Below are 12,826 nucleotides of genomic sequence, written 5' to 3'. Positions count from 1 at the left end.
TTTCTTCATGCCCTTTATAAGGCTCTACAGATTGATTTTACTCTGTCTTTTCTTTAACGTATTCCGCCCCATGATTAATCTTCTCTTTTGTCCATTCAGCGCTATCTTTAGCATCTTTTTTAATGCCACCCCATGTTGCGCATCCACTCATCAACAAGATTGTGACTAAAGCTAAAAGAATATTTTTCATTATTGTGTCCTTTTAAAATGATTTATCCTCTTCGTTTAAAGTGAGGATTGAGTTTACTCAGTACCAAATCGGCAATCATATTGCCAAGTAAAGTGAGAAAAGAGGAGATAATAAGAATCCCCATGATCACAGGATAGTCACGACTTAAAGCGCTTTGGTAGAAAAGTAATCCCATACCATTAATGGCGAAGATAGACTCTAAAATAACACTACCGCCGATAAGCCCTGGTAGAGAAAGCCCTAAAATAGTAATAATCGGAGGAGAGAGGTTGGGAAGAATAAACCGCATTAAAAGCGCTTTCCCTTCAATGCCTCTGCTCTTAGCAAAAAAGATATAGTCACTTTTAAGAATATTGAGCGTTAAACTTCGCACATACAATGTCAAACTCCCAAGCCCACCAAAGACCATAACAAAAATAGGAAGCACTAAATGCCATGCCATATCGACGATGTATCGATAACTGCCTTGCGCTATGTCATTAGAATGCAGCCCCGATATCGGAAAGATTTTCCACTGAACTGCAAAAAAAAGCACCAAGAGCAACGAAAGATAAAACGATGGCATGGCATAACTGATTAAAGCCACTTGCTTAATGCTTTTATCGTATGTCAAAGATTGCTTCATCGCGGATTTGACGCCAAAATAGATCGAAAGAAAAAATACAAAAACCATACTAATAACATTCATCAAAAGTGTAATAGGCAATCGCTGTAGTATCTCAGTACGTACCGTTTTTCCACTCGCAAAGGAGATGCCAAAATCAAGTTGCAGTATCGCTTTTAACCATGCAAAAAATTGCATACTTAAAGATTGGTCGAGTCCATAAACGTGTTTGAGCTGTTCAAGTGCTTCAGGGGTGATGTTAGGGTTGAGTTCACCGCTTGCAAAGAAAGAGTTTGGAGCCAAATGAATCGCTCCAAACGAGATCAGAGAAATAATGCAGAGCATCAGTACTACATAACCTAGTTTTTGCAGTACTACTCTCATTGTATTCCTTATTTTCGCATATCCCAAGCAAGTACAGTATGTCCTTCTGCGTCTGTTTCGTCCATACCCATACCCATAATGCTATAACCAGCATCGACGTAGTGAACTTCGCCTGTGACGCACGAAGAGAGGTCACTTAAAAGATACATTCCGCTGTTACCAACTTCATCGGTTGTTACATTTTTGCGAAGTGGTGAGTTCACTTCATTCCAATTTAAAATCATTCTAAAATCGCCGATGCCACTTGCTGCAAGAGTTTTAATCGGTCCTGCACTAATGGCATTCACACGAATACCTCTGCTTCCAAGATCAACAGCAAGGTAGCGTACACATGCTTCTAAGGCTGCTTTTGCTACACCCATGACATTATAATGAGGTACATAACGAGGTCCTCCTAAATACGTCAAGGTAAGAATAGAGCCATTGTCGTTCATCACAGGTAAACATGCACGTGATAATGCAACTAGAGAGTATGCAGATGTGCCAAGAGCAATATCAAATGCTTCTTTGGTGGTATCAACAAATTTGCCCGTCAATGCTTCTTTCGGTGCGTAAGCAACAGAGTGAACCACGAAATCAATTTTGCCGAAATCTTTTTCTAAAGAGGCTGTCAATGCTTCTAAGTGGACTGGATTATTAATATCAAGCTCATACACTTTATCGCATCCAAACTCTTCCGCTATCGGTCTAACTCTTTTTTCGAGTTGTTCATTCAAATACGTAAATGCAAGTTCTGCACCTTGTTCTATGCATGCTTTAGCAATGCCGTAAGCAATGGATTTATTATTTGCAATACCAACGATGAGGCCTTTTTTGCCCTTCATAATCATAATTTCTCTCCTTATTTTTTAACGCTATCCGCGATTTGAATCATGCTACAAAACGCTTCTTCATTCCAGCTTGCTGTTCCAACTAAAACACCATCGCACGCTTTTACATGTAAAATTGCTTCAATATTATCAACTTTAACACTTCCCCCATACAACAAAGGCGCACTGAGTTTAGAACGAAGTTGTACCAACACTTCTTCGATATCTTCCAAACTCGCTGTCAAACCCGTGCCAATCGCCCATACAGGTTCATACGCTATCACCATTTTTTCATAGTGAATATCAATGCCTTCAAGTTGCTCCCACAGGTAACTCATAACAGCATCGATGCCTTGCACTCGTATCTCTTGCGGTTCGCCAATGCAGTAGATAATCTCTGTCTCTCTGGCTTTGGCGAAATCATATTTTTGTGCGATAAAGTTTTGACTTTCTCCTAAAATATGGCGACGTTCGCTGTGTCCAATCAAAACGCTACTGATGCCAAACTCTTCGAGTTGTTCAAAACCTATTTCACCGGTAAATGAACCGTTCTGTACAGGGTAGAAATTTTGTGCACCGACTTTGAGAGAACGAATTTCAGGATAGCTATCTAACGCCGTAAACGGAGCAAAAATGCGTACTTCTGAATGAATGGTGTGTTGGTGCATATACGCTTGAACACTCTGTATAAACGTACGTGCTCTGCCCCTAGTGTAATTGGTTTTAAAGTTTGAAGCAACAATCATGCTTACTCAGTCTCACTTTTACTTAAGACTTTAACACCTGGAAGTTCTTTTCCTTCAATGAGCTCTAAACTAGCACCGCCACCTGTTGAGATAAACGTCATCTCATCGGCATCGCCTGCACGAGCGACCACATCAGCAGTATCGCCACCACCTACAACGGTGGTTGCATGCGCTTGCGCAATGTCGTGAGACATTTTAAAGCTGCCTTTGGAAAATTTTTCCAATTCAAAAACGCCCATTGGACCATTCCAAAGAATTGTTTGGGTATCGGCAAGGGCTTCTCTAAAAAGACGTGATGTCGCAGGTCCAATATCCAGTCCCATCCAGCCTTTGGGGATTTCTTGAACCGTGACAAATTTGATAGTAGCATCTTGTGAGCAGGTTTGCGCCGCTACGACATCTACCGGCAAATAGAGTTTAACGCCCAAGCGTTTTGCCTCTTCCATGACGCGATTGGCTTCATCTAAGAGTTCATCTTCAACCAACGAATTACCGATATCAAGTCCTTGCGCTTTTAAAAAGGTGAACGCCATACCGCCACCAATGACGAGTTTATCAACACGTGGCAATAAATTGATGAGGGCTTGAAGTTTACCGCTGACTTTACTACCACCAACAACTGCCGCAAACGGACGGGTTGGACGGCGAAGAAGGTTTTTGGAAAACTCAACTTCTTTTTGAAGTAAAAATCCAGCCGCAGAGCTTTTTTCATTAAAATAGTGCGTGATAGCTTCTACTGAGGCATGGGCTCTATGGCAAACACCAAATGCATCGTTAATATACACTTCTGCCATATCTGCAAGTGCTTTTGCAAAATCTTCATCATTGGCGGTTTCTCCTTTGTTGAAACGAAGATTTTCCAACAGTAAAATTTCTCCTGGTTGTAAAGCTTCTGCTTTTTCGGTTGCATCTTTACCAATGACATCTGAGCTCAAAACCACTTCTTTGTCCAAAAGACGTTTAAGTCTCATTTGAACGGGCGCGAGTGAATATTTTTCATCCACGACACCTTTGGGACGACCTAAATGGCTTGCTAAAATAACAGCACAACCATGGTCCAAACAATAACGAATCGTAGGGATCGCTGAGCGTACACGTCTATCATCCGTGATATTGGCAAACTCATCTAAAGGCACATTGAAATCACAACGAATAAAAACTTTTTTACCTGCAATATCGAGGTCTCTAATAGAGCGAATCATTCCCTGTCCTTCTTTTATTTACTTACATGTAAAGCCATATCGATCAAACGTGTCGAATAGCCCCATTCATTATCATACCATGCCATAATTTTTACCATGTCGCCACAAATGACTTGTGTTAAATCAGCAGCAACAACAGAACTCCATGAACTGGTAACAAAATCTTGAGAAACTCTTTGCTCAATATCTACTTCTAAAATACCTTTTAAAGCACCTTGCGCTTTTTCCATCAAAATTGCGTTAATTTCTTCTTTGGTTGTTTGCTTTTTGATAAGCACGTTTAAATCAACCATAGAAACATTAGGCGTTGGAACACGTACACTTTGTCCGTGGAGTCTTCCTTTAAGATGAGGAAGAACCAATCCAATTGCTTTTGCAGCACCTGTAGTTGTTGGAATCATATTGATAGCAGCAGCGCGTGCACGGCGTAAATCATTTTTTCTATGTTTTACATCTAAAATATTTTGGTCATTTGTGTAAGAGTGTACGGTGGTCATCAAGCCTTTGTCGATACCAAAGGCATCATCTAAGATTTTAGCCACTGGTCCTAAGCAGTTTGTGGTACAACTTGCATTCGAGATGATGGTTTGACCTGCGTATTTATCTTCATTGACGCCAAGGACAAACGTTGGAGTGTCATCTTTTGCAGGAGCGGAAAGAACGACTTTTTTGATACCATTGTCAATAAACACTTGCATGTCTTTTTGAGTTAAAAGCGCTCCTGTACATTCAAGAACAACATCCACACCATAATCTGCAAAATTAAGTTCTTTTGCATCACGTGTTGAAAACATTTTTACCTTTGCTTTTCCCATTTGCATATAATCATTTTCGAGTAATTCCACATTTCCTTGGAAAATTCCATGTACACTATCGTATTTGAGTAACTGTTTTGTTGTGGCGCGTTCTGCTGTATCATTGACACATACCAACTCAACATCATCGCGTGAATCAATAATTCTAGCAACGCATCTTCCAATGCGACCAAATCCATTTATAGCAATTTTGAGTGCCATAGGTTTTCCTTTTGATATAATAATCATTTTAGTCTATTTGCTTCTGTTTTAGAAAAGCAAAATATTTTAACAAAAATGATGTATAAAAAAGTTTAAAGCACTGGAGAATCCACATTGCATATTGCGATTTTTGGTGGTTCGTTTGACCCACCACACATAGGTCATGAAAAAATAGTCTATGAAGCACTCAAAATCTTGGATATTGATAAACTCATTGTCGTACCAACCTATCTTAGCCCATTTAAAGAGAACTTTTGCGCACCGGCTCTGCTACGCTTCCGTTGGCTACAAGCAATGTTTGAACATGTACCCCACGTCGAAGTCTCATCGTATGAAATTGCCAAAAAACGCCCAATTCCAACGATTGAAACGGTTTTACATGTAAAAAAGCTCTACCCAAGTGCCAAGATTTCTTTAATCATCGGCAGCGATAGTTACGCAACATTACCCAAATGGAATCGATACGATGAGTTGAGCGCTTTGGTTCAAATCGTTGTTGCAAGACGCGGCGATTTTGTTCCGCCAAAGGACTTGAAAATTTTACCAATTAATGTTAATATCAGCTCTTCAAAGCTCCGCTCATTTTTAGATAGAAGATTTCTTCCCAAAGCCATCGAAAATGAAGTGATAGCGTTTTATACAAGGAATCCAATGGATAATAGAATTGAAAGAATTGTCACTGCTTTAAGTGATAAAAAAGCAGAAGACGTACAAGTATTTGATATGAGTGGTAAAGACTATTTTGTAAACACTGTCATTATCGCCACAACAATGGGTGAGAGACATGGTCTTTCATTACTCGACCATCTTAAAACAGAACTCAAAGGTGCTGGTGAAACTTTTTTAAATGTAGATGCTGATGATAACTGGACCGTGATTGATATGGGAGACATCCTTATTCATCTTATGACACCGCAATATCGCCAAAAATACAATCTTGAACTTTTCCTCAAAGAGCGAGAAGATGAGATGAAAAAAGTAAGAGGCGTAGAGTAACCTTATTTGATAACGGCTCTTAGGCAAAGCCTAAGAGCCTACGCTACGCTATACACTAAAGCTTAGCGTCTGGTTTTGGTGTTTTTTCTGTACTTTCAGGAAGCTCAGGATAAACAATAACCGGCTTTCTTCCCTTTAATGCTTTCAAGAATGTCTCAATCTTTGCACTTTCTGTATCACTGATGCTAATCCCAAGTTGAACACTTCCCATCTCTTTAATGGCATCTTTGAGTGTCCAAATAGCACCATTGTGAAAATACGGTGCTGTTTCGCTGATATTTCGTAAGGTAGGGGTTTTGACCATACCGTTCTTATCCCCTTTAAAATCACCCACTTGTGCGAATTTGTATTTACCTGCCACTTGAAACGGTTGCATCGTACCGCCTAAAGCAATGCCATTATGACAACTTGCGCATCCTTTATCCATGAACAATTCTAAGCCCTCTTTTTCTGCTTTACTGAGTGCATTTTCATTACCATGCATAAAGTCATCAAAACGAGAAGGGGTAATCAATGTTTTTTCAAAAATAGCAATCGTTGCGGTAATTGTCTCAAATGTAATTTTGACACTGTCGCCATACGCATGTTTAAACGCTGCAACGTACTCAGGAATAGAATTAATACGCTCTTCAACTAATTTAGGCGGCGCTGCCATCTCTGGTCCTGCTTGAACAGGGCCTTGTGCTTGATCGGCTAGATGAGGACTTCTGCCATCCCAAAACTGCGCTTTAAAAAAAACTGAATTGTAAACGGTTGGAGAATTTAAATGGTGTGGATTGGCTGTCCATCCATGTCCAATTGCGGCACTAATACCATCGGTTCCTCCAAGTGCCAAGTTATGACAGGTATTACAACTGATGAGCTCACTTTTTGACATACGAGGGTCAAAATAGAGTTTTTTGCCCAACTCAATTTTCGCTTCCGTCATAGGATTCTTAGGGTCATCTATTAATTTTAAAACCTCTAACTGACTTGAAGGAATTGCTTCAATCGCATTTTGCTTCACTTTATCCACCAAGCTATTTGCACCGAATAAGACTGTTGTACTCACAATACAAAGACCAATTGCCTTAGAAATTTTCATTTCTTCTCCTTTTTAAGATTGTAAAAAGATTATATGCATTTTTATCTTAATTAATAATTAATACTATTTAGAATTTATTTCTATTATAAAATATTTTCAAATAGGATAGTTAATATCTTATTAAGTTCGGCTCCTATAAAATTCTTATTTACATGTAAGAAGGATTGTGGGCTATGGAAAAGTTTAAAGATGTTTTAAAAGCAAGTAATCTCAAATCAACGCATCAACGTTTAGCAATTTTAAATTGTATCGAGACATTTGGTCATATTGATATCGACACTCTTTTTGACGCCATCATTCGCAAATACCCTACCATGTCCAAAGCAACCCTCTACCGCAATATCAACGACTTAATCTCTTTTCATATTTTAGAAGAAGTCAAACTCCCACATCAAAAACAACAGTATGAAATTAAAAAAGTGCCACACATCCATCTTCTTTGTTCAGAATGTGGCAGTGTTGAAGATATGTTTGTGGAAACAAAAGCACTTATGGAGGCAATCCATTCACAGAGTGGTTTTCATATCAATCATAGTTTTATCGTTATGAATGGTATTTGTGAAAAATGCTCTCAAAAGAGTTCTGGTAATATACTATTTTAAAATACTAAATACGCTCTATCTAGAGTTTGCTAGCAATAGAGATTATTAAGCTCTACTTTTCTATACTAATATTTCTCATAAATTACATGTAAGGATTTTATATTCAGTCATGAAGATTATTTTGCTGCTTGGGCTCGTTAGTAGTCTTCTCTTTTCAGACTCCCTTGATGCACTCTTACAAGAATATAAATCAACTTCGGATAATTCTCTTCAAACAGTAAATGAAAAAATTGGGCATGTGGTCATCTATTCTCAAAAAGAGATTCGCCTGATGCAGTACACCAAGCTCAACGATATTTTAAAAGAACTTCCCTTATTTAACATCAATACCAACCAATTTGGACTGACAAATTACTCCTTAACCGGTTCGAAAACCACTACCAGCGGTTTTTTCCGTTTTTTTATTAATGATCATGAGATCAGTTCAGGCTACGATCAATCCACATCGCTCTCTTGGGGCGATTTGCCGTTAGATTTTGTCGATCATGTTGAGATTTATTATGGAGAGAGTTCTTTTTCATTTGGCAATGAAACAGGCATCTATTTTGTACGAATTTATACCAAATCAGCGCTCAAAGAGAATAGTTCAGAGATTAATAGCTGGATCACTTCCAAAGGGGCAAACTCCCAAAGTTTTACAAACTCGTCCAGTTTTGAAAATGGCTGGTCTTACCTGATGTTTCTCAACCAAGAGAAAGTCAAGAAAACAACCATCTACAATGACCAAAAACTGAACAGTAACGGCACAAAGCACTATGTGTATATGGATATTAGCAACGACACCACCAAAATTAACATGGGCTATACCGATATTTCTCAAAATAATTATACGGGTCTTGCATTTGATGCAACCCCTAACAGCGGTAAAAGCCTCTCAAAAGACTTTTTTATCAACTACACCCACTATTTTTTAGACGACAAATCGCTTAAAGCGAATCTCTCCGTTGATGTGAATGATCGCAGTTACGATGAAGCCAATACCCAAGGTATTGCTGTTGTTCCATTAATTACCTTTTCTCAATATGGGCCTAATGGTCCGAAAAGTTACAGTGAGGATTTGCGTTTTATCAAAACCAACGCCTATCTTTCAAAATCATTTGATGTCGAAAACAACTCTTTTATTACGGCCATTAACGTTAAAAATAAAACGTACGATGTCCAAAACAGAGAAAGTGATACGAACAGTCATATAGGACGTTTTAGTCCTTTTGATGAGGAGACCATCTCTTCTTTATTGTTACAAGACAGTTATAAACTCAGAGACGATCTTATTTTAGTTGCCAACACAAAGCTTGATTACTATGACCGAAATGCTTATTTAAAAGACAGTTCAGAAACCTTGTTACGCGTAGGTGCTATCTATACGCCTACCGAACATTGGGGATTTAAAAGTTTTTATACCCAAACAGCCCTAGCGCCTTCGTTTTACAATGTTGATTATGCCGATGAAAATAAGCCAAAACTTAAATCACAACAATACCGATTTTACACACTTGAAGGCGTTTATACCGAAGGTAATTCAAAATTTGGTATCACTTACGACCATGTAAACATTGATGATTTTATCTATCTCACACCCGTTGGCTTCATCAATGTTGATCATACCATTACAACTAATGGCATTCTTTTTGACTACGAATACAGCTTTAACGATAGAGACAAAATCCATCTTAATTATTATGCTTCAAACCTTAGTGAGACCCTCAGTAACGCTACCAAAGGTGGCTACATTAAATACATGGGAGGGTACCAAAAGTTTGATTACTTTACCTCTGTTATTTGCCGCAATGGATATGACTACCTTGGACTGAGCATTCCTGATAGCTTCGATATGAGCCTTGGTGTGACCTATCATGCCACAAAGGATTTGAGCTACAGCCTTAAAGCGAATAATATTTTTGATCGCTCCACGCAGTCGCTTTATTTTACCAATTTAGGAACCCACTTTTTTGCTTTGGACGATAACGACCGAAGCGTTACTTTCTCTATAAGATGGGTATTCTAATGAGAGTGTTTATCCTTTTATTCACCCTTCTAAGCTTCTTAGTTGCAGAAAATTATACGTTCTTGGTTCAACCTTATAGCAAAGAGGTTGAATTGGAAGCAAAAATTATTGCTGAAGTGGCTACGGCTTCATTGCATGAGAAAATTAAACTCTTTATTCCTCATATCTCAAAAATGGAAGAGAAAGTCTATTCAAAATATTTTACACTCAGTCCAAAATGTGAAACAGCCAACTTCGTTTTTGTCAATAAAAATGTTGAAAATGAGTCCTTATGCGATAATGCGAACCGCCTTTTCTTTACCAACAACTACCGCAAACTTCTCACAAATGATAAGTATTTTGGAGCACTTTTTTGGAATAAGAGTAGACCAAACATTGTTTTTATTCAAAAAAGACTTGATGAAAAAGCAATCGAGCTACCCAAAACGTTTGACCAGTTTGTTGAGAATTTTTAATGCGCATGAAGTCTCTTTTTAAAAATCCTTTTTATCTGCTCATCCCCATTGTGGTGATTACCTCTATTTTATTTTTTTTACTCCTGGTAACGCTTAGACTTGAAAAGAGTATTGAAGCCAAAATTTTCGAAATCTCAACATCCGATGTCTTCTCGATTACCAATAACAGTGCACGCTATATAGAATCCCTCTTTCAAGGTCAGACCAATTATATTGACGATATTAAAAACAATGAGTTCATTCAGCATAAAATTGAAGTGAGTTTAAAAACATTATTAACGCCCCACATTAAATACGCTTACCTTTTATACCGTGATGACAGAGGCATTTTTCGATTTTTAAGCGACGCTTCGACTTCTGAAGAGAAGGCAGCGCTGGATCAAAAGTTAGATGTGGATAGTCCTGAATGGCTGCAAATCTATGTTAAAAAAGAGCCGCTTGTTATTCGCCACACACTTCTACAACAACTCTCCATCAGTTATTTGGTACCTATTTTAAGCCAAGGAAATGTTGAACTCATTTTAGCCATTGATTTTTCTATCCACAAAATTGAAGAGATCAATCAAATCATTCATATGATCAAAAGTGGCATTGTGGGAGCGATGTGTGTTATTTTTGCCATACTTATCTTTGTCATCATCCAGACAAGGCGTTTTAGTGCTGTTCGGAAAAGTGCCTTTATCGACAAACTCACCAGTGTTTACAATCGTAATTACCTTCATAAATATGAAGATTTTATTAACCTGAATGATTATATCCTCGCAACCTTGGACATTGATTACTTCAAAAAAATCAATGATACTTACGGGCATGATACGGGAGATCACGTTTTAAAACAAATTGCCAGTACTATGTTACTTACGATCCGTCATAAAGATGATATGGTCATACGCTATGGAGGTGAAGAGTTCCTGATCTTAGCCAAAATCCATAGAGATGACCAGTTGAGCGCTTTAAATGTCATCGAACGCATTTTTTATGCTGTTCAGGAAAATAAATTTTTGATCTCCCCAACCGAAACCATCCGTGTCACCGTTTCCATTGGTATTAATCTTGTGCCACACAAATCACGGACCTTCCAAGAAGCTTTTAAACTAGCCGATATTGCACTCTATAATGCTAAAACAAAAGGGCGAAACAGAATAGAAATCTACGATGAAAATGAGAATACGCACAATACTTCGATGTCACTCAATGAAATTAAAGAGTCTATTGAAGATCATCGCATTCAGTGTTATTATCAAAAAATTATCCATTCTCAAACGCAAGAGCTTTCCCATTATGAAGCACTCCTTCGTATTATTGATAAAAATGGCGATGTGATTTTGCCCAATCGCATTCTCCCAACCATTAAAGGTACGTTTATTTTACGCAATATTTCTAAAGAAGTTTTGAACATTTGCTATCTTCAATTATTAGCACATCCAAATGTTAATATTAGCGTCAATCTCAATCCTCATGATGTTATCGATGAATCCATTCTCTCCATTTTAAAGAGCTACGCAGCAGAAAAGAATATTGCGCCTAGACTGGGATTGGAAATCATTGAGACAGAAGATATTACCAGCAGAGAAGATGCAAAAAATAATCTTTTGATGTTAAAACAGCTAGGCTACACCATTTATATTGATGATTTTGGGAGTGGTTATTCCAATTTTATCTATCTTGCAGAGATTAAAACGGATTTTATTAAAATTGATGGCACGATCATTCAAAAAATTCTAGACGATAAAATCTCTTTTTCATTGGTAAAAAATATTGTTGCATTTGCCAAAGAGGCACACATTAAAGTGATTGCAGAATATGTCAGCGATGAGAAGATTTATGAGATGATTCAGTCTTTAGGGATTGAGTATGCACAAGGCGTCTTCTTCTCAATTCCTAGCCCTTCAATAGACGATTAACAGCATTACATGTAAAAATCAAAACCAGCTCTTTGTATTAACTTCTTTTTCAAGTGCGTCTTCAATGGTATCATCTAACCGATAAAAAAAGTCAAATCCACTGCGTCGTTCTACTTCATCAATACTGACAACATACTTCTCCAACGCATCTCGCATTTTAGCTTTTTGAGGAATAATGAACGCTAATGCTTTTATCGAACCATTGTCTTCAATTCCAAGATATATTTTGTAAAAGGCTTCAGGGATTTCAATATGAAAAGAGCTTTTAAGGTAGGAACGATTGGTAGTGAAAAGTGGGCCAGTATACACCCATAGCACGTTAAATTTTGGAGCGAACTGTTCTAATTCTATCACTTCAAGTTGCTGCCATAATTTCTGGTTTAAAGAGGGTTTTTGAGGCGTTATATTTGTCATTAAAAACGTTTCTTCTTGTGCCTGTTTGCCATGCAGCATTGCCATTGCATGATTGGGAGCCATGTGACCTCTGTCATATCCACTATTCGTATAATCTTGCGGTGTTACCAAGCCTAAATTTCGCCAATCAGTACTAAAACTATCGGGTCGTTTCAGAGAGTGTGCACCCTTTGGTGTGGGTTTTAGTTGGTACACAACCCATAAAGGATTGCCTTTTATATCAGAGTATCCAACCATGTAAGCTTCATTTCGGAAAATGCGCGTTGCATGTTTTATTGTGGAGTCCGTTGCCTTTGGTACTCCCATATAAGACATGGTGTCTCTGGCAATAAAAAATTCGTAGGAGTAAACTAGCCCTCCTAAAAGAAGAGCTAGTAAAAATATTTTAGGGTTTTTTATCAAAAAAGTAATGAAG

13 protein-coding genes are annotated in these 12,826 nt (G+C 38.0%); 5 read left to right on the top strand and 8 right to left on the bottom strand.

Going from position 1 to position 12,826, the window contains the following annotated elements:
- Nucleotides 1-37: 37 nt before the first annotated feature.
- The 6 genes from AC5SLP_RS01980 to gap are packed head-to-tail and all read right to left on the bottom strand — an operon-like array spanning nt 38 to nt 4,951.
- The gene (locus AC5SLP_RS01980; protein ID WP_495253455.1) at nt 38-190 is read right to left on the bottom strand and encodes a hypothetical protein; all 153 of its coding nucleotides are present in this window, start codon (nt 188-190) and stop codon (nt 38-40) included.
- Between the two features lie 22 nt (nt 191-212).
- Nucleotides 213-1,178: an ABC transporter permease gene (locus AC5SLP_RS01975; protein ID WP_495253454.1), complete on the bottom strand. Its 966-nt coding sequence runs from the start codon at nt 1,176-1,178 to the stop codon at nt 213-215.
- 8 nt (nt 1,179-1,186) lie between these two features.
- Nucleotides 1,187-2,008: an enoyl-ACP reductase FabI gene (gene fabI, locus AC5SLP_RS01970; protein ID WP_495253453.1), complete on the bottom strand. Its 822-nt coding sequence runs from the start codon at nt 2,006-2,008 to the stop codon at nt 1,187-1,189.
- An 11-nt stretch (nt 2,009-2,019) separates the two neighbouring features.
- A complete protein-coding gene (locus tag AC5SLP_RS01965; RefSeq protein ID WP_495253452.1) occupies nt 2,020-2,733 on the bottom strand; it encodes a triose-phosphate isomerase in 714 nt (237 codons plus the stop codon).
- Nucleotides 2,734-2,735: 2 nt separating this feature from the next.
- Nucleotides 2,736-3,935, bottom strand: a complete 1,200-nt coding sequence (locus AC5SLP_RS01960) for a phosphoglycerate kinase (RefSeq protein WP_495253451.1) — start codon at nt 3,933-3,935, stop codon at nt 2,736-2,738.
- A 14-nt stretch (nt 3,936-3,949) separates the two neighbouring features.
- Nucleotides 3,950-4,951 (bottom strand): type I glyceraldehyde-3-phosphate dehydrogenase, encoded by a 1,002-nt coding sequence (gene gap, locus AC5SLP_RS01955; RefSeq protein ID WP_495253450.1) that lies wholly within the window; start codon nt 4,949-4,951, stop codon nt 3,950-3,952.
- Nucleotides 4,952-5,065: 114 nt separating this feature from the next.
- On the opposite strand from gap, the gene nadD reads away from it, so the two are divergent.
- Nucleotides 5,066-5,947, top strand: a complete 882-nt coding sequence (gene nadD / locus AC5SLP_RS01950; protein ID WP_495253449.1) for a nicotinate (nicotinamide) nucleotide adenylyltransferase — start codon at nt 5,066-5,068, stop codon at nt 5,945-5,947.
- A 55-nt stretch (nt 5,948-6,002) separates the two neighbouring features.
- On the opposite strand, the gene AC5SLP_RS01945 is transcribed toward nadD, so the two are convergent.
- Entirely contained in the window at nt 6,003-7,031 is a 1,029-nt protein-coding gene (locus AC5SLP_RS01945; RefSeq protein ID WP_495253448.1) for a cytochrome-c peroxidase, read from the bottom strand.
- A gap of 173 nt (nt 7,032-7,204) precedes the next feature.
- Here AC5SLP_RS01945 and AC5SLP_RS01940 point away from each other — a divergent pair, with 173 nt between their 5' ends.
- The 4 genes from AC5SLP_RS01940 to AC5SLP_RS01925 all read left to right on the top strand — a co-directional run bounded on the left by AC5SLP_RS01940 (nt 7,205) and on the right by AC5SLP_RS01925 (nt 11,997).
- Complete coding sequence (locus AC5SLP_RS01940; protein ID WP_495253447.1) at nt 7,205-7,633, top strand: Fur family transcriptional regulator; 429 nt, start codon at nt 7,205-7,207, stop codon at nt 7,631-7,633.
- Nucleotides 7,634-7,742: 109 nt separating this feature from the next.
- Complete coding sequence (locus AC5SLP_RS01935; protein ID WP_495253446.1) at nt 7,743-9,638, top strand: TonB-dependent receptor plug domain-containing protein; 1,896 nt, start codon at nt 7,743-7,745, stop codon at nt 9,636-9,638.
- The gene (locus AC5SLP_RS01930) at nt 9,638-10,093 is read left to right on the top strand and encodes a hypothetical protein (RefSeq protein ID WP_495253445.1); all 456 of its coding nucleotides are present in this window, start codon (nt 9,638-9,640) and stop codon (nt 10,091-10,093) included. Before AC5SLP_RS01935 ends, AC5SLP_RS01930 begins: the two co-directional genes overlap by 1 nt.
- Nucleotides 10,093-11,997, top strand: a complete 1,905-nt coding sequence (locus AC5SLP_RS01925) for an EAL domain-containing protein (protein ID WP_495253444.1) — start codon at nt 10,093-10,095, stop codon at nt 11,995-11,997. Before AC5SLP_RS01930 ends, AC5SLP_RS01925 begins: the two co-directional genes overlap by 1 nt.
- Before the next feature lie 18 nt (nt 11,998-12,015).
- Here the strand turns inward: AC5SLP_RS01925 and AC5SLP_RS01920 are convergent, their stop codons facing one another.
- Nucleotides 12,016-12,717: a DNA/RNA non-specific endonuclease gene (locus AC5SLP_RS01920; protein WP_495253865.1), complete on the bottom strand. Its 702-nt coding sequence runs from the start codon at nt 12,715-12,717 to the stop codon at nt 12,016-12,018.
- Between the last annotated feature and the right edge of the window lie 109 nt (nt 12,718-12,826).

Source organism: Sulfurospirillum sp. E15m (assembly GCF_059415145.1).
Note: the sequence above shows the minus strand (reverse complement) of the source record. Positions and strands in the feature narration are given on the sequence as shown.

Excerpts from the sequence above, each read along its gene's own strand:
- AC5SLP_RS01980 (WP_495253455.1), bottom strand. The coding sequence starts at position 190 with ATGAAAAATATTCTTTTAGCTTTAGTCACAATCTTGTTGATGAGTGGA.
- AC5SLP_RS01975 (WP_495253454.1), bottom strand. The coding sequence starts at position 1,178 with ATGAGAGTAGTACTGCAAAAACTAGGTTATGTAGTACTGATGCTCTGC.
- fabI (WP_495253453.1), bottom strand. The coding sequence starts at position 2,008 with ATGATTATGAAGGGCAAAAAAGGCCTCATCGTTGGTATTGCAAATAAT.
- AC5SLP_RS01965 (WP_495253452.1), bottom strand. The coding sequence starts at position 2,733 with ATGATTGTTGCTTCAAACTTTAAAACCAATTACACTAGGGGCAGAGCA.
- AC5SLP_RS01960 (WP_495253451.1), bottom strand. The coding sequence starts at position 3,935 with ATGATTCGCTCTATTAGAGACCTCGATATTGCAGGTAAAAAAGTTTTT.
- gap (WP_495253450.1), bottom strand. The coding sequence starts at position 4,951 with ATGGCACTCAAAATTGCTATAAATGGATTTGGTCGCATTGGAAGATGC.
- AC5SLP_RS01945 (WP_495253448.1), bottom strand. The coding sequence starts at position 7,031 with ATGAAAATTTCTAAGGCAATTGGTCTTTGTATTGTGAGTACAACAGTC.
- AC5SLP_RS01940 (WP_495253447.1), top strand. The coding sequence starts at position 7,205 with ATGGAAAAGTTTAAAGATGTTTTAAAAGCAAGTAATCTCAAATCAACG.
- AC5SLP_RS01935 (WP_495253446.1), top strand. The coding sequence starts at position 7,743 with ATGAAGATTATTTTGCTGCTTGGGCTCGTTAGTAGTCTTCTCTTTTCA.
- AC5SLP_RS01930 (WP_495253445.1), top strand. The coding sequence starts at position 9,638 with ATGAGAGTGTTTATCCTTTTATTCACCCTTCTAAGCTTCTTAGTTGCA.
- AC5SLP_RS01925 (WP_495253444.1), top strand. The coding sequence starts at position 10,093 with ATGCGCATGAAGTCTCTTTTTAAAAATCCTTTTTATCTGCTCATCCCC.
- AC5SLP_RS01920 (WP_495253865.1), bottom strand. The coding sequence starts at position 12,717 with ATGGGAGTACCAAAGGCAACGGACTCCACAATAAAACATGCAACGCGC.